This window comes from Anoxybacillus pushchinoensis (assembly GCF_900111795.1).
Classification (GTDB): domain Bacteria; phylum Bacillota; class Bacilli; order Bacillales; family Anoxybacillaceae; genus Anoxybacillus; species Anoxybacillus pushchinoensis.
In genome coordinates this window covers 1-21,303 of the sequence record NZ_FOJQ01000040.1, presented here as the reverse complement: position 1 = coordinate 21,303, position 21,303 = coordinate 1, and the positions used below count along the sequence as shown (strand labels likewise).

Annotated in this window: 14 protein-coding genes, 4 pseudogenes and 1 riboswitch; of the genes and pseudogenes, 8 read left to right on the top strand and 10 right to left on the bottom strand. The window is 40.8% G+C overall.

The window, feature by feature from the left end; genetic code table 11:
• Window positions 1-90: 90 nt before the first annotated feature.
• The gene (locus BM213_RS10710; protein WP_091703962.1) at window positions 91-342 is read right to left on the bottom strand and encodes an AbrB/MazE/SpoVT family DNA-binding domain-containing protein; all 252 of its coding nucleotides are present in this window, start codon (window positions 340-342) and stop codon (window positions 91-93) included.
• A gap of 215 nt (window positions 343-557) precedes the next feature.
• On the opposite strand from BM213_RS10710, the pseudogene BM213_RS10705 reads away from it, so the two are divergent.
• Window positions 558-1,725, top strand: a pseudogene (locus tag BM213_RS10705) (IS256 family transposase).
• Window positions 1,726-2,019: 294 nt separating this feature from the next.
• On the opposite strand, the gene cobA reads toward BM213_RS10705, so the two are convergent.
• Genes cobA through nirB form a run of 3 tightly spaced genes read right to left on the bottom strand, consistent with a single transcriptional unit; the run spans window position 2,020 to window position 6,267 of the window.
• Entirely contained in the window at window positions 2,020-3,486 is a 1,467-nt protein-coding gene (gene cobA / locus BM213_RS10700) for a uroporphyrinogen-III C-methyltransferase (RefSeq protein ID WP_091703959.1), read from the bottom strand.
• Window positions 3,487-3,501: 15 nt separating this feature from the next.
• A complete protein-coding gene (gene nirD, locus BM213_RS10695; protein ID WP_064214573.1) occupies window positions 3,502-3,822 on the bottom strand; it encodes a nitrite reductase small subunit NirD in 321 nt (106 codons plus the stop codon).
• A gap of 21 nt (window positions 3,823-3,843) precedes the next feature.
• On the bottom strand, window positions 3,844-6,267 hold the full coding sequence (gene nirB, locus BM213_RS10690) for a nitrite reductase large subunit NirB (protein WP_091703957.1): 2,424 nt from the start codon (window positions 6,265-6,267) through the stop codon (window positions 3,844-3,846).
• A 235-nt stretch (window positions 6,268-6,502) separates the two neighbouring features.
• Here nirB and BM213_RS10685 point away from each other — a divergent pair, with 235 nt between their 5' ends.
• Window positions 6,503-7,159: an MOSC domain-containing protein gene (locus BM213_RS10685; RefSeq protein ID WP_091703954.1), complete on the top strand. Its 657-nt coding sequence runs from the start codon at window positions 6,503-6,505 to the stop codon at window positions 7,157-7,159.
• Window positions 7,160-7,183: 24 nt separating this feature from the next.
• On the opposite strand, the gene BM213_RS10680 is transcribed toward BM213_RS10685, so the two are convergent.
• The gene (locus BM213_RS10680; protein ID WP_091703951.1) at window positions 7,184-9,472 is read right to left on the bottom strand and encodes a thiamine pyrophosphate-dependent enzyme; all 2,289 of its coding nucleotides are present in this window, start codon (window positions 9,470-9,472) and stop codon (window positions 7,184-7,186) included.
• Complete coding sequence (locus tag BM213_RS10675) at window positions 9,472-10,485, bottom strand: 2-oxoacid:acceptor oxidoreductase family protein (protein WP_091703948.1); 1,014 nt, start codon at window positions 10,483-10,485, stop codon at window positions 9,472-9,474. The genes BM213_RS10680 and BM213_RS10675 overlap by 1 nt, the downstream gene beginning before the upstream one ends.
• Window positions 10,486-10,789: 304 nt before the next feature.
• Between BM213_RS10675 and BM213_RS10670 the strand changes: the two are divergent.
• Window positions 10,790-11,158 (top strand): annotated as a pseudogene (locus BM213_RS10670) (MBL fold metallo-hydrolase); the annotation flags it as partial.
• Window positions 11,159-11,278: 120 nt separating this feature from the next.
• Here the strand turns inward: BM213_RS10670 and BM213_RS10665 are convergent.
• Window positions 11,279-12,829: an NAD(P)H-hydrate dehydratase gene (locus tag BM213_RS10665; protein ID WP_091703946.1), complete on the bottom strand. Its 1,551-nt coding sequence runs from the start codon at window positions 12,827-12,829 to the stop codon at window positions 11,279-11,281.
• 235 nt (window positions 12,830-13,064) lie between these two features.
• Window positions 13,065-13,173, top strand: a riboswitch (SAM riboswitch).
• 115 nt (window positions 13,174-13,288) lie between these two features.
• Here BM213_RS10665 and BM213_RS10660 point away from each other — a divergent pair.
• From BM213_RS10660 to BM213_RS10645, 4 genes and pseudogenes are all read left to right on the top strand, one after another.
• Window positions 13,289-14,301: pseudogene (locus BM213_RS10660) on the top strand (methionine ABC transporter ATP-binding protein).
• Window positions 14,291-14,956: a methionine ABC transporter permease gene (locus BM213_RS10655; RefSeq protein ID WP_091703944.1), complete on the top strand. Its 666-nt coding sequence runs from the start codon at window positions 14,291-14,293 to the stop codon at window positions 14,954-14,956. Before BM213_RS10660 ends, BM213_RS10655 begins: the two are co-directional and overlap by 11 nt.
• Before the next feature lie 41 nt (window positions 14,957-14,997).
• Window positions 14,998-15,831: a MetQ/NlpA family ABC transporter substrate-binding protein gene (locus tag BM213_RS10650; RefSeq protein ID WP_091703941.1), complete on the top strand. Its 834-nt coding sequence runs from the start codon at window positions 14,998-15,000 to the stop codon at window positions 15,829-15,831.
• 144 nt (window positions 15,832-15,975) lie between these two features.
• On the top strand, window positions 15,976-17,052 hold the full coding sequence (locus tag BM213_RS10645; RefSeq protein ID WP_091703938.1) for an iron-containing alcohol dehydrogenase family protein: 1,077 nt from the start codon (window positions 15,976-15,978) through the stop codon (window positions 17,050-17,052).
• A 70-nt stretch (window positions 17,053-17,122) separates the two neighbouring features.
• On the opposite strand, the pseudogene BM213_RS15235 reads toward BM213_RS10645, so the two are convergent.
• The 3 genes and pseudogenes from BM213_RS15235 to BM213_RS10630 all read right to left on the bottom strand — a co-directional run bounded on the left by BM213_RS15235 (window position 17,123) and on the right by BM213_RS10630 (window position 20,875).
• Window positions 17,123-18,013, bottom strand: a pseudogene (locus BM213_RS15235) (transposase).
• 514 nt (window positions 18,014-18,527) lie between these two features.
• Window positions 18,528-19,466: a 2-dehydropantoate 2-reductase gene (panE, locus tag BM213_RS10635; protein WP_091703934.1), complete on the bottom strand. Its 939-nt coding sequence runs from the start codon at window positions 19,464-19,466 to the stop codon at window positions 18,528-18,530.
• 191 nt (window positions 19,467-19,657) lie between these two features.
• Window positions 19,658-20,875 carry a tetratricopeptide repeat protein gene (locus BM213_RS10630; protein WP_091703931.1) on the bottom strand — a complete coding sequence of 406 codons (1,218 nt, stop codon included), beginning with the start codon at window positions 20,873-20,875 and terminating at the stop codon, window positions 19,658-19,660.
• Between the two features lie 195 nt (window positions 20,876-21,070).
• On the opposite strand from BM213_RS10630, the gene BM213_RS10625 reads away from it, so the two are divergent.
• Window positions 21,071-21,303 (top strand): helix-turn-helix domain-containing protein (locus tag BM213_RS10625; protein WP_091703965.1); only part of this gene is annotated, 233 nt, incomplete at its 3' end.

Below are 21,303 nucleotides of genomic sequence, written 5' to 3'. Positions count from 1 at the left end.
CAGGTTCTTTTATCCCTTTCAGCTCATTTGGAGAATATTTTCCAATAATGAAAAAATTAATCGCAACGACTTCTTCTACGGTTAGATATCTCATCGATCAATAAGCCCCTTGATGGTCTCATCATATTCTTCAAGAGTTTCGTTTAATACTTCAAAAAAATCTTGGGAGATTCCTTTTGGCAAATCAACTTTTTTACTTTTCTTTATAACAATTTTATCCCCTTCAAGCTCCATGTGTATTTCATCTCCTTGATGAATACCAAGCTTATTTAGAAACTCCATTGGAAAGGTAACCCCAAGTGAATTACCAACTTTTAATACTTTTCGTTCTGCGCTTAACATTTATCTCACCTCTTTGTTATAACTGTTATAACAATTATAACACGAATTAGATTTATAAAAAAGGTTATAGAAGAAAATCTTAGCGAACAGTGCCAAGCACTGTTCGGATGATGTATAAAATTTTGTGTAAAGCATTTTACTAGACCAAAAGAAAAAAGGTAGGGTATTCTCTGATTTGGACAAAAACACATTCCAGAGAAAGGAGAACCCTACCTATGTCTAAAAGTATACCGAATGTAGACTGGGCAAATCAACTGGAAAATGCCATTCGTCAGTTTGTGAAGGAAAAATTAGAACTGATCATGCGGGAAGAAATAAAAAATTTCCTCGAAATCGAACAGGCCGGAACATCGAATATGAGAAACGGCTACTATCAACGAAATCTAGATACACAATATGGACGGATTGAAGGCCTTTTGGTCCCAAGAGATCGAAATGGGGAATTTCAAACGCAGCTGTTTGCCCCTTACCAACGTCATACTGGTTGGCTCGAGGAAGCCGTCATCAAAATGTATCAAAGTGGCATGAGTACGAGGGAAATTGGCAAGTTTATCGAACGAATTTTAGGAAATGCCTATTCTCCAACGACAATCAGTCGTATTACCGATGTAGTGAAGGAAGACATCGAGAAATGGCACAATCGTCCTCTACATCAGCGTTATTCGGTTTTATATTTGGATGGTTTATACGTAAAACTTCGTCGCGAAACCGTGGAGAAAGAAGTCATTTATGTGGTGTTAGGGGTGAGCGAAGAAGGATATCGCGAAATTCTTGATTTCTTTGTGGGAGGACAAGAAAGTGCCTATGTATGGCAAGAAATTCTTCAAAACCTCTACCAAAGAGGCGTCAAGGAAGTGCTTCTGGGCGTATTCGATGGTCTTCCGGGGCTGGAGGAAGCTTTTCGCTCGGTTTATCCGAAAGCCGATGTGCAGCGTTGTGTCGTTCACAAAGTACGTAATACCTTACATCGTGTTCGGAAAAAAGATCAATTCGAAGTGGCAGAGGATCTCAAACTGATTTATCGCGCACCGAATAAGGAGATAGCGTTACAGATGTTTCAACAGTTTGAATCGAAATGGTCGAGCAAGTACCCAAGAGAAGTGCAATCTTGGGCCAATGAGTTGGATGTCCTCCTCAACCTTTATGAATTATCCAAGCAGTATTCGAAGTGTGATTTACACGACGAATGCCATCGAACGAACGATCAAGGAGATTCGGAAACGCCTAAAGCCGATGAACAGTTTGAGCAGTTTAGAAGCCGCTGAAAAAGTCGTGTATTTGACCATTCAAGATTTTAATGAGAAATGGGTAGGGCGAAAGTTGCGAGGATTTGCCGAAGCACATGAAGCCCTTCAACGAATGTTTGAAGAACGTTACAATTAACCAAATAATGTAAATAAATGAGATAAGGGGATTCTCCCTTTCCACACAAGAGACTGAATATTCAGTCTCTTGTACGGAGGAAATATCCCCCTCTATTCTAAATCCATTTCAGAGATACCCTATCTATCCTACATTACACAAAATTCTTGACGGTACCAATTTTTGTTACTTACTATAATAGTTGTTTTTTTGTATAAAATCTATAAGCAATCCCAAGGGAATTTTATGTCTATTTTCAAAATCAAATACACTTGAGTTTCAAAAAAGCAAAAAATCGGGCGCGACACCCGATTTTTAAATCATTTGTGCAAATTCCATGTTATTCATATGTGGCAAATAATCTAGCAAATCATCTTCAGTTGAAAGTACAGTGAGATTGCTCGAAGAAAAACCTAAATGTTCTAGTTGAACTTTCGTTTCATTTCCTACACACACAATCGGCAAACGTTTCAGTATATATTCTAGTTTTCTATTCATTTCATTCAGTCCGTGAGCAAAGGCAAGGACAGAAGCTGCGTTTGGAAAAACGACCGTATCTAATCGAACTTCTTCGAACATTCGGAAAAACACAGGGATAAACTGTACATCCATTTGTTTTTCATGAGTGACCCATACACCGCTTGCAGCCACTTGTGTTTCAAAGGAAGAATCCCCTACAATCAGACCGTCAGCAAAACGATGAAGGCTTTTAGACGTTGTCGCCATGAATCCGCGTTCGTTGAGCTTTTTTGTCAATTTGTCTGAATAACCAAATAATTCTGCTTGAATTTTCCGAATGTCTATTTTGTGTTTCAATAAAGCTTCGAAAAAATAATCGATGCTCTCGCTTGATGTAAACAAAATTTTTTCATACGTTTCGATCTTATTTAAAATTTCTTCATTCTCTTTCGTTTGCACCGTTTTCCATTTCGGAAATTCAATGACGTCCGCTCCTTGCTTCATTAACTCTTTTGCCAATGCACTTTCGTTGCAATCTGTTCGCGCTAATAAAATTTGTCGGCCAAACAATGGCTTTTTCTCAAACCAACTGATTTTTTTTCGAATGGATGCAAGTTCTCCTACAAGAGTAATGGCAGGATTCGAAAACTGAACTGCTTTTGCTTGGTTGGCAATCGTCGCTAACGTTCCTTCAAGCGTCTTTTGTCTTCCCATCGTTCCCCATTGAATTAGAATAACAGGGGTGTTTGGCGATTTTCCATGTTTCATTAAATTTTCGCAAATAAACGGGAGGTTGGAAACCCCCATGTAAAAGGCAATGGTATCAATTCCTTTCGCAAGAGCGGCCCAGTTTAAAAGCGGCTTCCCATCTTTTGATTGATCGTGCGCTGTGATCAGTGCAAATGACTCTCCGTATTGGCGATGGGTCACTGGAATTCCTGCATACAAAGGAGCGGCGATCCCCGATGTCACTCCTGGAACGATTTCAAATGGAATCCCATGTCTCGCTAGTTCTTCCGCCTCTTCTCCTACTCTTCCAAAAACGCCAGGGTCGCCGCCTTTTAGGCGAACAACGATTTTTCCTTCTTTTGCTTTGGCTACTAATTGCGAGTTGATCGTTTCCTGGCGCATTGTATGTCGATTCGGCAATTTTCCGCAATAGACCAGCTCGCAATTTGGGTTGGCCAACTCCAATAGCTTTGGATTTACAAGACGATCATACAAAATCACTTCAGCCTGCTGAATGAGCTCTGCACCTTTAACTGTAATAAGCTGAACATCTCCAGGACCCGCGCCCACTAAATAAACTTTTCCGATTTTCATCACTCGATCATCCTTTTAAAAAACGATATATACATGATCTCCATCGATTTCTACTTGATATGTTTTCACCTGTCCTTGATCGGGTTCTTGCACTTTTCCATCAATCAAGGATATTTTCCAATCATATAGAGGACAAAAGACGTATTCTCCACTAACTAGTCCTTCAGAAAGAACCCCACCTTTTGGATGGGGACTTTTATTTTCAAGCGCCCGAACATCTCCATTGGATAGACGAAACAAAGCTATTTCATGTTCTCCTATTTTAATCGCTTGGCCAACGCGAACGGGAAGTTCATCATATTTAGCAACCAATACGCGAGTGACTGTTTTGTTCATGCTATTTTTTCCTCCCTTAACTTACTTCGTGTTCACAACAATGGAACGTTTCGTATAGTATCGATGGCGAATCGTTTCATCTTCAATCGCTTTTTTCCATGGATCTTCATAGCGGGCTAACGTTCGATATAACCGCTCATTTAGTTCTTTTCGCTTTTCTTCATCACACAGTACTTCTTTCACATGATCTAAGCCGACACGCTCAATCCATTTAGACGTGCGTTCTAAATATTTCGCTGTTTCGCGGTAATATTGTAAGTAAGCACCGACAATATCAAATACTTCTTCTTCCGTTTTCACTTTGCACAACAAATCAGCTGCTCGCAAATCGGTACCACCGTTACCACCGACATAAATTTCCCAACCGCCATCTACACCGACAATTCCAACGTCCTTAATTCCGGCTTCCGCACAGTTGCGTGGACATGCAGAAACCCCCATCTTCACTTTATTCGGAGTGTCTAGGCGTTCAAATCGTTTTTCAAGTTCAATTCCGAGACTCATGGAATCTTGTGTACCGTAGCGGCAAAATTGAGCTCCCACACATGTTTTGACCGTTCTTAATGTTTTTCCGTATGCGTATCCAGATGGTATTTCTAAATCTGCCCAAACATTTGGTAAATCTTCTTTTTTAATACCGAATAAAGCGATCCGTTGCCCGCCTGTTAGTTTCACAAGTGGAACGTTATATTTTTCAGCGACATCCGCAATTTTACGTAAATCGGAAGCTGTTGTGACCCCGCCATACATTCTTGGAACAACCGAATATGTCCCGTCTTTTTGGATGTTGGCATGCATTTTTTCATTCACAAGACGTGAATCGCGATCATCTTCATACTCAGGATAAAGGACGCCGAGGAAGTAGTTTAAAGCCGGACGGCATTTCGAGCATCCCTCTTCTGTTTTCCAACCTAACACATTCATAATTTCTTTAATGCTTGTTAAACCTTTTTCGCGAATTTCCGCCACTAGCTCACCACTGCTAAGGTCGGTACATGCGCATAATGTTTCTTTTTGCGCGGTTTGATAAAATGCATCTCCCAACGTATGCTCTAATAAATGAGCAATGAGCGACTTGCATCTTCCGCAAGAACGTCCTGCATTTGTACAGGCGCCTACTTGTTCAACCGTCGTTAAGTTGTGTGTTTGAATGGCGCTGGCAATGGTTCCCTTCGTCACCCCATTACAACCGCAAATCACTTCATCATCTGGCATGGCCGCAACATTATTACCTGACGCTTCTTGACCAGGTGCCTGAAGAAATACAATTTCCGCCATGTCGGAAATATCTTGTTTTTGCGTCATCATTCTAAACAACCTTGTACTATCTTTTGTGTCGCCATATAACACAATTCCGACAATGCGACGATCGCGAATCAGTACTTTTTTGTATACACCGTTCCACTCGTTATGAACTTTGATGGCTTTCGTTGTTTGGTTTTCATAAATTTCTCCAGCTGAAAACAAATCGACTCCAGAAACTTTTAGCTGCGTGCCGACAACGGAACCTTCATATCGCTTTTCTCTGATCCCGCAAAGGTTTTCGGCTAATACTTTTGCTTGTTCATACAAAGGAGCTACCAATCCGTATACAATTTCACGATGTTCGGTACATTCACCAACCGCATAAACATTTGGGATATTTGTTTCTAAATAATCATTTACAATAATGCCGCGATTTACATAAATGCCGCTTTCTTTTGCAAGACGAACGTTCGGGACAATTCCTGCAGCCATCACCACTAAATCCGCTTCGATTTCCGTTCCGTCTTTAAAGCGAAGTCCTTTCACGCATTCGTCCCCTAAAATGGCTACCGTTTCTTTTTCTAATAAAAAGTTGATGCCTTGTGCTTCAAGTTCTTTTTGTAACATTTGCGCTGCGGTCGCATCGAGCTGTTTCTCCATGATATGACTCATCAAATGAACAACATCGACTTGCATGCCTAATTTAACAAGTCCGCTTGCTGCTTCTAATCCAAGAAGTCCTGCGCCGATGACAACTGCCTTTTTGTAATGTTTTGCTGCCTCGATCATCGTTTTGCAATCTTGAATATCTCGAAAACCGATCACACCTTGTTTATCCACACCTGGAATCGGCAAAATAAACGGTAAAGAACCTGTCGCTAAAATTAATTCATCGTATTCTACCACTCGTCCACGATCAGAGTAGACGCGTTTTTGCTCGACATCGATTTTGATTACACTCTCTCCTGCATGCAACTGAATATGATGATCTTTATACCAGTTCCAGCCATTCATTATAATCTCATCCCATGTTGCTTCTCCTTGCAAAACGTTCGATAATTGAATGCGGTTGTAATTTGGATAAGGCTCTTTTCCGAAAATGGTAATATCAAACAAATCTTTATTTATTTTTAAAATTTCTTCAATCGTCCGTACACCTGCCATCCCGTTTCCGACCATAACTAATTTTCTTTTTTCCATCTGTACTCCCTCCATGCTCAACTTTTCACAAGTTAAAATACATTGAATCATCTTTTGAGTTGATTCTATCACCTGTTCAAAAACATTTTTGTGAAAATAATCACAATAAAGGCTTGATAAAAGAAAAAATGTGAATAATTTCACGTTTTTGTCAAGATTAAAAAATAATAAATTGAGAAGAGAAAGAAAACATGGTAATCTTTTTATAGGTTATAAAAGGAAGGAGCCAATCTTTATGTCGGTCGCCAAAGTTGTTTCCTTAAATATCGGTCAACCAAAAACAGTGATGCTCGATGGAACAGAAATGACAACCGCCATTTATAAGTCTCCTGTTGATTCTCCCCTTCTCTTAACGAAAACGAATATTGTTGGAGATGGTCAAGCGGACTTAGTTCATCATGGTGGTTTTGATCAAGCGGTATGCGTGTATTGTTCAGAACATTTTTTGTTTTGGGAACATTTATATCAACGTCCTTTTGAACCTGGAGCCTTTGGTGAAAATATAACGCTGTTCGGACGAACGGAAGAAGAAATTTGCATTGGCGATGTGTTTCAAATCGGTACAGCGATTGTTCAAGTGTCTCAACCGAGGCAACCTTGTTTTAAATTAGCGAAGCGGCACGGAATCAAAGATCTCCCATTGAAAATTCAACAAACAGGTTACACCGGTTTTTACTTGCGCATGATCAAAGAAGGCATGATCCAGCGTGGAGATGAATTACATTTATTAGATCGAAGCAAAAATCCTTTGTCGATTCAATATATAAACAAAGCGAAATATGGAAAACAAACGAATGTTGAGGCATTGCAAGAAATCATTGAAGAACCAGCATTATCAGAAGCGTGGCGAAACACTTTTCTCAAAAAACTGCAAAACTTACTCAAAAAATAAGCGTGTCGTTTTGATCGACACGCTTTACAAATATGGGTGTTCATGCATGGCTTTAAGGCGGCGCCATCTCCGTTCTACTTCTTGTTCGAATTCTTCTAAAAGATCACGGTTTTCTTCTTTCAACAAATGCTTCGCTTTCCCCATATATTTTAACCATTCGCTCAATGGGATGCGTTTGTTTTTTTCCTCTGGATCATACGTAATCGTTGTTTTTCCTCGTTCCACTTCATAGAGCGGGAAGAAACAAGAATCAACCGCTGCTTTCATAATTTTTTCGCCGTATCTCTCTTCCGATTTCCAGTTTAATGGGCAAGTAATCAAGAGCTTTCCGTAAACCGTTCCTTCATGTTTGGCATACCATTGCGCTTTTGCTGCTTTTTTAATTAAATCTTGCGGAAATGCTTCTGTTCCCGTGAATACATAAGGGATATTTGTCGCCGCCATAATTTGTGGCGTATCTTTATGGTGGAATGCTTTTCCTCTTTGTGTTTTACCGACGCCGGTTGTGCTTGTCATATGCCCCATCGGAGTCGAATACGACATTTGCGATCCTGTATTCATATACCCTTCATTGTCATATTCCAAAATAATCAATTTATGATTGCGAAGGGCTGTGCCAATCGCAGAACCCATGCCAATGTCCATTCCGCCGTCTCCCGTGACCATGACAAACGTCACATCATCAGAAACATCGATTTCCCCACGGCGTTTTAATTCCAAAAAGGCTTCAACCGACCCTGATAATGTGGCAGGACCGTTTTGGAATAAATTGTGGATCATCGTTTGCTTATGAGAACTATATGGGTAGGCCGTTGTTACAACATACGCACATCCTGTCTGGAATAAAACAACGACATCCCCTTCGATTCCTTTGAAAAAGAGCTCTAATCCTGGGAAAATGCCGCAGCCAGGACATGCGCCGTGACCGGAAGCAATTCGTTTCGGTTTCGCCGTTAACGCTCGAAGCGGTGGAATTTTTACTTTTAATCTCTTCGTTTCTTCGTCTTGTGTCACTTGAATCAATCCTGTCTTAAAGGCGTCCCCATGCATCGGCTCAATTGCTTGTTTTAATTTATTTTCTGGCCGACCAGGCACGTGTCCGAAGTAATCAAACGGCTTTTCCGCATATCCTTTTTCCATCGCTTCAATGGCTAAATTGAAAAAGGCTTCCGCATCATCAGCGTAAAAATCTTTTCCGCCAAGTCCAAATACGCGGCTTAATACAATCGTACGATTATCTGGATCTTCTTGCAAAGCTGATTTAATTTCATGCGTCATGTTGGCACCGTTTGCCCCGTAGGAATCCGCGCGCTCTCCAACAAGAAGGGCTTTCACATTTTTTAACGCTTTGCGAATTTCTTCGCTTGGAAACGGACGAATAATGTTTGGACTAATCACTCCTGCCTTAATTCCTTTTGCACGAAGCTTGTCGACAACATCTTTTGCCGTTTCTGCTGCGGAGTTAATCAAAAATAGAGCCACTTCTGCATCGTCCATTTGATATAAATCGAGGACAGGATATTCTCGTCCAGATAGAAGCGCGTATTCGCGTGCGACTTGTTTAAATACGTCTCCTGCTCGATATAGCGCTTCAGACTGTTGATAATGGTTGTTAATTAAATCATCACCGTTCATATGTGCTCCGATCGTTATTGGCTTTCTCGGATCCGCTGCGTTTGGAAAGTGAGTTGGACGTTCGCCGACAAAAGCTTGTACGACTTTTCGGTCTTTAAAATATTGGCCTTTCCGTTTTTGGTGAGATGTAAAAAATCCATCATACGCAACAATGACAGGCAAACGAACGTCCTCGTGTTCAGCAATTTTCAACGCCATAATATTCAGATCGTAAACCGCTTGTGGGGTACGAGCGGTCAAAATCACCCATCCTGTATTGAGCGAAAAATATAAATCGGAATGATCCCCACGAATATCAAGAGGGCCGCTAATGGAGCGAGTCACTAAATTCATCACCATCGGAAAGCGCGTTCCTGATTGCACTGGCAATTGTTCAAGCATATACATTAAACCGTTCGCACTTGTAGCGTTAAAAACACGCGCCCCCATGACAGAAGCCCCGTAGCAAATTCCCGCTGATCCATGTTCCCCGTCTGCAGGAATCAGTTGAATATCGTGTTCACCACGCGCCTTCATCTGGTCTAACAATTGCGCAATTTCCGTTGAAGGAGTAATTGGAAAATAACCCATAATATGATAGTTGATTTGTGCAGCTGCGAGCGCCGCCATTTCGTTTCCGGATTGAAACGCTGTCACTTGTTCTGCTTTCGTTGTCACTTTTTCTTCTAATAATGCCATTAATAGTTCCCCCCTAATACCATTGGGAATTTTTGCTTCACTGTATGTTTTTCCGCAAACCCAATTTCCTCACGACATTCTGTTAAGGCAGCTGTTGGACACGCTTCAACACATTTTAAACAACCTTTACAATATTGATAATCAATTCCTTTTAAAAACATTTGTTTTCTTCCTTTTTTATCTTCTCCTTCTTCCCATACGAAGCAAAAGTCAGGGCAAACTGTATCACAGGCAGCACAGTGAATGCACTTTTCCATCTCCCACTTTGGCAAAAATCCTTGACGCGATCCGCTTAAATCTTTGAAAATACTATTGGCGTTCGCTGTGATAATCCCGCCAATTTCTTGTGTTTCATAGCCTAAAAGCGGTTCAGGACGAGAAAACGATTTTCTTTCCGCATTCGCAGGCGCTTCATACGTTTGAAAGCGCACCTCATGATAGCCTCTTTCAAATGTACGAATGTTCGCCTCGACGAGATGCGGATATTTTTTTTCAAATGTTTTGCGAATGACTTCCTTCATCGCTTCCGGATCAAGAAAGTCACAAACGCGGAATAACGCTCCAAGCATCGCTGTATTGACTTTTGTTTTTTCTTCAACCGCAATTCCAAGGGCATCGACAACCGCAAGAGTTCCGTAATCTAGTTGTAAATCGCGCCGAATGTCATCAAAATCTCTTACAGAGTTGACCAATACAATTCCATCGGGTGCTAAACCGCTAACGACATCCACCATTTTATAAAGCGCTTCATGAAATACCCCGATGACATGAGGTTCTTCGATCGGACTATGCGCCCGAATTTCTGTATCTGGATCGCAAAAGCGAATATAACTTTTCACTGGAGAGCCTTTTTTCTCTGAACCATATGTGGAAAAATTTGAACCATTTAACCCAAGCCCCAACACACCTGCTTCCGCGAGCATTTTCCCTGCTAGGTTTGCTCCAAGTCCTCCAATGGATTCGAGACGTATTTCAAAAAAACCTAATTGATTCTTTTTTGGCAAAATCGACATGTTATCCCCCCTATGAAACCTAAAAATCAATCGATAGGCTTATATTATTTATAAATTTTATAAAAAAACACAAAAAAAAGATGTGACAAAAATCAAACATTTGCGAATTATTTATAGTACACATAAGAAAAATTTTTAAAACCTCTTGTATTATAACAGATTAAGATACTTTTACAATTATATAACAGAAGTAATTTTATGTTATAACAGTTTTAAAAAGCACTATTTATTGCAAAACAAAGAAAATATTTGCTATTTTGAACATGACTGAACATCTGCAAGGAAAGAAGGGTAAAAAGCAATGATTCGAAAACGCTACGAAAATCTTGATTCCGTTCAAACAACAAAGAGATTGGTTGATCTTCACCGCTGGTATCGAGAAAGAAAAAGAAAACAAAAAGATTGGTCCTATCAAATTCCGCATGTCGAGCATTACGAAACGGCATTGCTGCATACAAACCGTACACACACTCTTCTTTCTTGGATTGGTCACTCCACATTTGTCATTCAAGTAAATGGACTGACCATTGTAACGGATCCCATTTGGGCAAAGCGTTTAGGAACGATCAAACGTTTAAGCGACCCGGGCATTCTGCTTCATGATATGCCGAATGTAGATGTCATTTTAATCTCACACAGCCACTATGATCACTTACATTTTTCAAGCATTAAAAGTGCTTAAAAACACATCATTGACAAATAAGACTGCCCTAAAAGCAAGCATCGAAATGAAAAATAGACCTCGCTTGAACGGCAATGCTCGGAAGAGGTCTATTTTTCGTATTCATATACTTCATCTTCGTTTCTGATACGAGGCTCCCTTTTTATAAAGTGAAAAAAGTGTTTGCGGAATGGCCTCGATGACATCTGTCGCAAGCACATCCATTGGCGAATGCTCCTTCTCGACGAGCGCATCCGCCGCTTTTCCATGCACGAACACGGCATTGCAAATTGCTTCTTGAATGTTGTCGTGCTGCATGATAAACGCAAGAATGATTCCAGTGAGTACATCGCCGCTTCCGCCTTTTGCTAACGCTGGATTTCCGCTTGTATTCACGTATTGCTTTCCATCTGGAGTCGTGACAATGGTGTAAGGTCCTTTTAACACAAGGTAAACACCATTGCTCATTGCAAATTGCTTTGCAATGCCAAAACGGTCTCTTTCGACATCGTCAATGGAAACGCCAAGCATTCGCGCCATTTCTCCAGGATGCGGCGTTAAAATCGTCGCTTTTGTTCGTTGACGTACTATAGAAACATAATCTTTCCAGAAATATAACGCATCCGCATCAAGAACGACTGGAACATCTTTGCATAGCACCTTTTGGACAACACTTTTCGCTCCCATCGTTCTCCCCATGCCCGGTCCTGCGGCAATCGCGTCAACATCCAAGGTGATCAAATCGATTTCCCCGGCGAAGCAGCCGTTCAACGATGAACACGGATGATACATCACCTCTGGAATATGGGTGGCGGCAACGGGATAAACATCATCCGGAACAGCCATTGTCAGCAATCCAGCTCCGCTTCTTAAAGCCGCTTTTGCGGTCATAATGACAGCGCCTGTCATATTTCGCGAGCCGCCAATTACAAGCCCTTTTCCATAAGTACCTTTATGGGACGAACGCTTTCTTACCGGCAGCGTTCTTACGACAGCCGCTTCACTCCATAGTTGGCGAAACTCGGCATTTTTTTCTAGAGAAAGCGGAGGAATACCGATATCCACTACGATTAATTCACCATAGTAATCAGCTGTTGGAAATGTGTATGCACTTAGCTTTGGATACTGAATCGTAATCGTTACATCCGCCTGAATCGCTGTTTCCACCGCTCCGCCGTCCGCTGGGATTCCGCTTGGTACGTCAATGGCATACACAACAAGTCCCTTTGCTTCGTTCACTTTTTCAATGATTTCTTTATATGGAGAGCGCAATGCTCCATTTACGCCAATTCCAAGCAAAGCATCAATGATCACGTCATAATGACGTAATTGTTCGATAAATTCCTTCTCATTTCCTATGTAATTCTTTACTTCATATCCCGAATTTTCATAGATTTCAAGTGCTTTTTTCGCCGCGCCTTTTACTTTTTCCTTTGGCGGTATTAACCATAAATCCGTGGTATAACCATAACTCTTTAGCACCCTCGCAACAACAAACCCGTCGCCGCCATTGTTTCCTGTTCCTGCTAATACAGCGACGCGCTGAGCAGGTTGAATTCGTTCCAGCAAAACTGTAGCGACAGCTTGTCCGGCATTTTCCATCAACGATTCTTCACTCATGCCGATTTGCTGAATTGTATATCGATCAATCGCGTACATTTCTGAAGCAGTAACAACTCGCATGAAGATCACCTCGCGAATTTTTAATCTTATACAAGTATTTTAAATCATTTTTTCCTATCACGTTTGACCGTTCTCTATTAAGATTCTTCCCCGCCTATATGAAAAACTCGTTAAAAAATTTTTTTCTATATACACCAAGGATGTAAGCGTTATCTTTTTGAGCGAATAGAAAAAATATATTGACAATTATTTTTTTAAGAATTATGATTTTATGTAAAAATTGAATACAGTCAACCGCTTATCAAGAGTGACCGAGGGAACAGGCCCTATGACGTCCGGCAACCTCCTTATAAAAGGAACGGTGCCAAATCCTGCAGAATGGTTTCCATTCTGAAAGATAAGTCGTGTACATAGATACCCGATGCCTCTTTCTGAATGGAAGAGGCATTTTTTATTGCAACATTTTCAAGAGTAATCATGAAATGTACTCCAAAACAAAAAATAGGAGTGAGGGATTCGATGATTGAAGTAAAAAATTTGGTAAAAGTATATTCCACTAAAAAAATAAAGTCATTGGCGTAGACAATGTGTCTTTAACAATTAAAAATGGTGAAATCTTCGGCATTGTCGGCTATAGCGGCGCCGGAAAAAGCACGCTTTTACGATGCTTAAATCTTTTAGAACGCCCAACATCCGGTCAAGTCATTATTGATGGTGTCGATTTAACCACGCTAAATAAAAAGGAATTGCGGCAAGCACGCTTAAAGATCGGAATGATTTTTCAACATTTCCACCTTGTTAGTTCAAAAACGGTATTTGAAAATGTCGCATTTGCTTTAAAAGCTGCGAAAAAATCAAAAGACGAAATTGAGAAAAGAGTGAATGAACTGCTGGAAATGGTAGGTCTTTCTGATAAACGCGATGCGTACCCTTCACAACTAAGCGGCGGTCAAAAACAACGAGTCGGAATTGCGCGTGCACTCGCAAACGAGCCGACTGTCCTTTTATGCGACGAAGCAACATCAGCGCTTGATCCGAGTACGACAAAGTCGATTCTAGCCTTGTTGAAAAAGATTAACCGCGAACTTGGAATTACGATTGTGTTAATTACTCATGAAATGGAAGTCGTCAAGGACATATGTGACCGTATTGCCGTGATGCAAGATGGAAAAGTGATTGAGTTAGGAACAGTGTATGATATTTTTACGAATCCGAAAGAAGAGCTGACAAAATCGTTTATTAACAGCGTTCTGCAATTTGATCTTCCGGATCATTTACTGAAAAAACGTACAGGAACGATTGTAAAAATTCAGTTCAAAGGTGAGATGGCTGAAGAAGCAGTTGTTTCTGATATGCTCCAAACCTTCAAAGTAAAAGGGAATATTTTACACGGAAAAATTGAGTACATTCAAGACATGCCGCTTGGAATTTTCGTTATGGAACTTACAGGAGAGCCTGATGAAATTCAGCGAGCGATTGATTATATTTCCCTAAGAACAAACGGATTGGAGGTCATTGCAAGTGCTGCTTGATTCGCTTATCAATTTAATTCCTGAACTAAATAAAGCGTTCTTAGAAACGCTTTACATGGTTGCTATTTCTCTTTCGGTGGCGATTATCGCTGGACTTCCTTTAGGAATTTTGTTATTCGTCACCGACCGCGGTCTATTTTTAGAAAATACGACCGTTAAATCCATTCTTGGATTTGTCGTCAATATGATTCGTTCGATTCCCTTTGTGATTTTGCTTGTCGGACTATTGCCGCTCACTAAACTCATTACAGGGACAACAATCGGACCTACCGCCGCTTCTGTTTCGCTGTCCGTTGCGGCAATTCCGTTTTTTGCTAGAATTGTAGAAACTTCTTTGCGAGAGATTGACAAAGGGGTGATCGAGGCAGCTGTTGCTGTCGGGGCCACGCCTTGGATGATCATCAAAGACGTCCTCTTGCCTGAAGCACGTCCCGGTATTGTGCACGGAATTACGATTACAACTATCAGTTTAGTCGGATATTCGGCGATGGCAGGAATTGTTGGCGGCGGAGGAATTGGGGACCTTGCGATTCGCTTTGGTTATTACCGCTACGATGATACTGTCATGATTACGACCATCGTCATTTTAATCTGTCTTGTGCAAATCATTCAGTTTGCAGGAGACCGTATTGCTCGTCTTGTTGATAAGCGATAAGGTCTTTGATAATAAAAAATTTATATATAGGGGGTTTTTTTATGAAAAAACGATCAATCTTTCTCGTTTTACTGCTATCCTTCGGGCTTCTTGTCGCCTGCAGCGGAGAGAAAACAACATCGAATACGCAAGAGAAAAAAGAAATTACCATCGGAGCTACTTCCGGTCCTTACAGCGACATGGTGAATAAAGCGATTAAACCAATTCTTGAAAAGAAAGGCTATCAAGTAAAAGTTGTAGAATTCAGCGACTACATTCAACCAAACTTGGCTCTTGCTAACGGTGATTTGGATGCCAATCTATTCCAGCACAAAATTTATATGGAGAACTTTGCGAAAGAAAATAACCTTGACCTTTCAGAAGTGATCGCCGTTCCAACTGCACCAATGGGCATTTACTCAAAAAAATTTAAATCGCTGGACGAAGTGAAAGAAGGCAGTCAGATTGCGATTCCTAACGATCCGACAAACGCAGCAAGAGCGTTCTTAATCTTACAAGATGCAGGCCTCATTAAGCTCGACCCAGCGGCAAACCCGCTAACGGTCTCAGAGAAAGATATAAAAGAAAATGTCAAGAACCTTCAGTTTAAGCCAATTGAAGCCGGTCAATTACCTCGTGCGGTAGAAAGCGTTGATTTGGCTGCTGTGCCTGGAAATTTTGCATTAGCAGCAAAAATGAACTTGCTTGACGCACTTGTATTAGAAAAGATGCCTGATCAATACCGTAACCGTGTTGTCGTAAATACAAAAGATTTAAACAAGCAATTTGTGAAAGATATTAAAGAAGCCGTTGAATCCGAAGAGTTTGAAAAAGTAATTGATGAGCAATTTAAAGGTTTCGGCAAACCAGAGTGGATGTTAAAACGAAAACAGTAAATCCATATAACAAGAGGGTGTTCCAAAAAACCCAGGGCCAGACCCCAACACAATATATAGGACATCAAACTAGGCGTGAGGTCAGACCCTTATAAGACACCCTCTTTCTCCTATTCTAGTCTTTCGAAAAGGGGGAATAAAAAGATGGACATCATCGAAGTTCGTGGCGCTCCTAATTATTACGCATGTGAAAGCGGAGTATTAACTCATCTCGAAACTTTGCTGCAAAGACATGGTTTTAAAAATGTTTTTGTCATTTGCGGAGAACGGTCATGGAAAGCCGCTGAGCCGTACTTCCCTAAAAACGGCGAATTCACTTATTCCTTTTTCCGATATAACGGAGAGTGTTCATTGTCTGAAATTGAACGGTTATCGTCCCTTTGTGTGCATTTTGATGTCATCATTGGAATTGGTGGCGGAAAAGTGCTAGATTTAGCTAAAGCCGTTGCCAATCAAACGCATCTTGATGTAGTATTAATTCCTACTCTTGCTTCTACTTGCGCAGCTTGGACACCTCTTAGCGTGATTTATGATGAAAACGGAACATTTATTCGCTATGATATTTTTCCAAAATCAACGTTAATCGTTTTAGTTGATACAAAAATATTGCTACATTCACCAGCCGCTTATCTTCGAGCCGGAATTGCGGATACACTTGCCAAATGGTATGAAGCCGATTGTATCATTCGCCAAGTAAACAACCCTCCTCTTTCCGTAAAAATCGCTCATCAAACGGCCTATCTTTGCAAAACGGAGCTGCTCGAACATAGCCGAGCGGCCATAAACGACTTAGTAGAAAAACGCGATACCTTATCATTCCGCAAAGTAATTGAAACGATTATTATGGCAGGCGGCATGGTTGGAGGGTTTGGGGATCAATATGGACGAATAGCAGCGGCCCATTCCGTTCATAACGGATTAACGAAGGTACCCGAAACCCATCATTTATTGCATGGCGAAAAAGTGGCATACGGGATTCTCGTTCAGCTAGCCCTTGAAGAAAATTGGGATGAAATTCATCGTTTGCTTCCATTTTATCACGATTTAAAGCTGCCTTATACGTTAAAACAACTCGGTCTTGATGCAACAGAAAAAGAAAAACTCATGTACATTGCTGAAGAAATCGTCCAACCGCATGAATCTATTCATCTTATGAATATCCCTGTTGATCGCGAAAAAATCGTCCAAGCATTTGATCAACTTGAGAAGTTAGTAGTTTAAATTCGCTCTTTGTTTTTCAAAGCGGCATCATACCAAACATTTCATTTACCATTTGGATGGTGGTGCAAAACTAAAGTAAAAACTCAAAATTGTGCATAAGAATGCATAATTGTACATGCAGTAAATAGCGATGAACCCCATACCAACGTGGTTGTTTTAAACCATCATTCTTTAAACGGTTAAATGTCTGCTCGATTGAGTTGCGAAAACGAAACAACCACTTTCCGAATTCTGTTTTCAAAAACGGAGGAATCACTCGACCATAGGCATCTTTTCGTTTATCACTATTTCGAGGATTAATTGGTGAAACAAAAAAGATTCCGATTTATTTGGCCATTTGACGGACTTTTTCACTGTCGTAGGCGGCATCTCCAAGGGCAAACTCAATGTCCCATTCCTTCACAGACGGAAATAATTTGAGCGCAACGGCTGCATCATTTCGATTGGCCGTCGTGAAGACATGGGATAAGATGATTCCTCTAGTAGTTGTACAAAGGTGCAACTTATATCCTTTGAACCAGTTATACCGAGTCGAAATTCCCCATCTCACTCGAAAATCATAGAGACTGCTTCGGAGTACGGTACTGTCGATGATGACGATTTTTGGATACCGAACTCCTAAATCTTTGAGAAGTTGGGCGTTAAAAACGGAAAAGCCTTGTTCTCGAAACTACTTACCTGCACGTGAAAACGTAGATAGATGGGGAACCTTCTTCGGGCCGCAAATCCACCGGAAATAGCCAAATCGATCGAGTGTATCAACTAACTGACGTAAAGAGTCAATGGAAAAATAGGTTTTTAAAAAGAAACATTTTAATAATGATTTTTTCGAAATCGGTGGTCGCCCTGTCATATAAGGTGTTTCTGGTAAAGAAAGTTGATCGATGTATTGAAATAACGCCTGTAAAAGAGGATCCATTTCGCTATTTATCGCATGTTCAGTAATAAAATTGGAAATCATGATAGTGTCCACCCCTTGGAAATGTGTTTTTTGGTTGCTGTATATAATTTCCAAGATGGTGGATTTTTTTGCGTACATTTATGTATGGATTATGCGTTTTGCAACATGTTCATTTATAGAATGGGGCTCCAAATATAGAAATTTATTAGGCTTTTACTGTATAAACGATATCTTCTGCACTTAATAAATCACCTAAGCGATAATACCAGCTGCCAGCATTATTTTTTGGCGGTCTCGGACAATTAGAGAGCTGATATTTTTCATTTAGTATATAAAATTGGTACAGCCTTTTCAAAACCAAATCCGTTTTTACGGTCAATAATATAATTTACCAAGCGATCTTCAACGTCCTTCGTAAAATCTCGCTCTTCTATTACTCTTTTCCAATCAGATACATCAATCTCTAATGTCTCTACAATCGTTCTTTATCAACTGTTACTTTTGGGTTAAAATTAATTTGCTTTTAAGGAATAATTTGTTAATGAAAATAATAAAGAAGCTGACTCATCATCGCTCAAAAGCGATGTTTTGAGTCAGCTCCTCGCTGTTGTTCATATAGTTTCAAATGATGATAAACCGCTTTTAGCAGCGGTGTGTCAATGTGGTACTGTTGGGCAAGTTTCAATAAATAACCTTGAAGATGGTCTGCTTCCACCATTTGTCCTTTTTCCATGTCACGCTGCATCGAAGACTTCATCTCTGGTGCTAACTTGTTCATTTGCGCCAACTGCTTCTCCTCAATCTGTTCGGCGATCGGCGCCCCGTGCGCTCTCATCACGGCCGCGATTTCTTTCAGCAATCTCAAAATGATTTCTTGTCCATATTCCCCAGCGCGAATCGGACCGATCGGAGCCCGGAATAATGTCGTTACTCCCGACATCGTCGCAATAAACAAATATTTATGCCACATATCCGTGACAATCTGATCACTCAAATGAAAATGTGCATTGCAACCCGTGAATAACTGTTCGAGTTTCTTCACTCTTTCCGTGATTTCCCCTGACCATTCACCAAACTTTACGTCATGTGACGAACTGGATTGAACGATCGTTCCTTGCTCATCTAATGTCGTTTCGATAAAACAGAGACCGCCTAATACGTTCTCTTTCCCAAACTCGCTCCAAAGCAGATCCATATGCGCCATGCCATTTAACAACGGCAAAATGAGCGTCTCCTTACCGACATACGGTTTAACATCTTGAATCGCTTCGTGCAAATGATAAGCCTTATTCGAAAAAATAACAAGATCAAATGCCTCTGCCTTTTCCCCTGCCATGATCGTTTTTGGCGTTAACACGGTATTCCCATGAACGCTTTGAATCACTAACCCTCGTTCTTGCAACTGTTGTTTTCGCCGTTTACGCACAAGAAATGTCACATCAATCCCTTTTTCCAACAACCGACCGCCAAAATATCCCCCCACTGCACCGGCGCCGACAACTAATATGTGCATCCATGATTCCCCCTTATGAAACATAGCTAACAATCAAGATCAGTAGATGGAACAATTTCAACTTGGTTCTCCAATAGTTTTTTGCCGCCTCAATAATTCCCTTCCTCATATACATCTGCGCCAAGTTTACATCTCCCTATTTAAATTCTATAAAACCCCTTCTATTTCTCTCAGTGTGACGGGAAGTGGCCTCACTCCCCGCCCCGCTTCTTCCACTCATCCAAAAACGCCGGCAGACGGTGTTGGTAAGGAGCGATGACACTGTTGAAGTACGCCTTCCACTTATCCGGCTGTCCGAGAATATCGATATAGACGTGGCGGATTTCTTCGATGTACACAATGGCCTGGCGATACGCTGAACGCTTTCGTTGTCCAATAAGTTGCTCGGCTTTTTGTTTATAATATGCGATCATTTCCAACGGATGACGTTCGTTTAAGTAACGCTCATACTTAGATGGATCGGAATAGAACGGAAAAGACGCCGTTTTTGTGACGTATTGAAGCAGTTCTTTGCTGTTTCCTTCATTGTAGTCAATTTCTGCTTTTACATAAGAATAAAACGATTGTCTAGTTAACAATGCATACAATTCTTCTCTTACCGCTTCTTTCACGCTTGGCGCAGCATAAGCGATCGCTTTTTTATATAGTTCATAAGAAGGGCGGTGTTGAAATTGTTGTTTTAATAATTGCAGCGCTTTTTCTTTTTCCCCCATTTGCTCATATTGCTCGAACACGTACTCATACAAAGCTCCTAAAAATCCTTCTCCTTCTCTTAATCCCTTCTCAGCGATTTCAAGCGCTTTTTTCTTTTCGCCCTTTTGCTCTAAAAATAGGGCATAATCTAAGTAGTCGCTTCCGTATGTTAATTGCTGTATCCGCATTTGTTCATACGTCTCTTCATCACCGAGCTTGTGCCGATAAATGTCTAGCATGAGCGATTGATCGTATCTGCTGTTTGACTGCTCCAAGTACGATAACACAAGCCGCCAATGTGCTTCTTCGCAGGCGATTCTCTCAATCCAGTCCCATATAGCATCGTCAAATCCTGAATTTCCTTCGAGATATTGTTCCATCAATTCGTGAATCATTTCTTCCCTACACTCATCTGGCAACTTCCCCTCTTCAAGCAATGAAAGAACTTGTTCCATATTTTCATATGCACGATCCTCATCGTCTTCCGGACCGCCGCCGTACATATTAAACTCAGAAATAATATCTATCGCTTCTGCAAATTTTTCACGGTACTCGTTATAATGTTTTTGTGCTAATTCTTCATCATTCAAATAGCCTTTGTTTTCTAAAAAATGAAGTGCTTTTTCTTGGGCTTTTTTGTTAGATTGGATGAGGCACATGATAAGCTCAAGCAGATCGTCATGCGGAATGCGTTTCAAACTGGTTCGAATATTCACCTCTTCTGCTCCTTTCTTGTTTTTCTATAGTATATTTTAGCACTAATACAGGGTGCAATGTCTTAAATTACGTAAAAAGCGAGTATCTACCTCTTTCTATATACATGCACCTTAAAACCATGACTTCTGTATGAACACCTTTTTTCATGGTTATACTGCTCCTAAATACCCACGTATAAAAGGAGCGGAAAGGACATGAAACGTCTTAAAATTACAAATGATCACGGTTGGACACCTCGAACACTTCGGAAACAAGAACGGAAAATCAAAGATGCTTCCCTTCGTGTTCGGGTGACTGCCGTTCGTCTCGTCATGGAAGGGTTTCTTGGAAAAGATGTCGCAAAAATGGTTAATCTATGCCGTCAATCGGTTGCACTTTATGTGGCACGTTTTAATGAAGGTGGGCTCGATCATTTACTCGATCGTCG

What these genes read in the sequence shown, in the direction of transcription:
- nirD (WP_064214573.1), bottom strand. Translation starts at nt 3,822, where the DNA reads ATGAACAAAACAGTCACTCGCGTATTGGTTGCTAAATATGATGAACTT.
- BM213_RS10650 (WP_091703941.1), top strand. Translation starts at nt 14,998, where the DNA reads ATGAAAAAACGATCAATCTTTCTCGTTTTACTGCTATCCTTCGGGCTT.
- BM213_RS10680 (WP_091703951.1), bottom strand. Translation starts at nt 9,472, where the DNA reads ATGGCATTATTAGAAGAAAAAGTGACAACGAAAGCAGAACAAGTGACA.
- BM213_RS10710 (WP_091703962.1), bottom strand. Translation starts at nt 342, where the DNA reads ATGTTAAGCGCAGAACGAAAAGTATTAAAAGTTGGTAATTCACTTGGG.
- BM213_RS10685 (WP_091703954.1), top strand. Translation starts at nt 6,503, where the DNA reads ATGTCGGTCGCCAAAGTTGTTTCCTTAAATATCGGTCAACCAAAAACA.
- nirB (WP_091703957.1), bottom strand. Translation starts at nt 6,267, where the DNA reads ATGGAAAAAAGAAAATTAGTTATGGTCGGAAACGGGATGGCAGGTGTA.
- panE (WP_091703934.1), bottom strand. Translation starts at nt 19,466, where the DNA reads ATGCACATATTAGTTGTCGGCGCCGGTGCAGTGGGGGGATATTTTGGC.
- cobA (WP_091703959.1), bottom strand. Translation starts at nt 3,486, where the DNA reads ATGAAAATCGGAAAAGTTTATTTAGTGGGCGCGGGTCCTGGAGATGTT.
- BM213_RS10675 (WP_091703948.1), bottom strand. Translation starts at nt 10,485, where the DNA reads ATGTCGATTTTGCCAAAAAAGAATCAATTAGGTTTTTTTGAAATACGT.
- BM213_RS10645 (WP_091703938.1), top strand. Translation starts at nt 15,976, where the DNA reads ATGGACATCATCGAAGTTCGTGGCGCTCCTAATTATTACGCATGTGAA.
- BM213_RS10665 (WP_091703946.1), bottom strand. Translation starts at nt 12,829, where the DNA reads ATGCGAGTTGTTACTGCTTCAGAAATGTACGCGATTGATCGATATACA.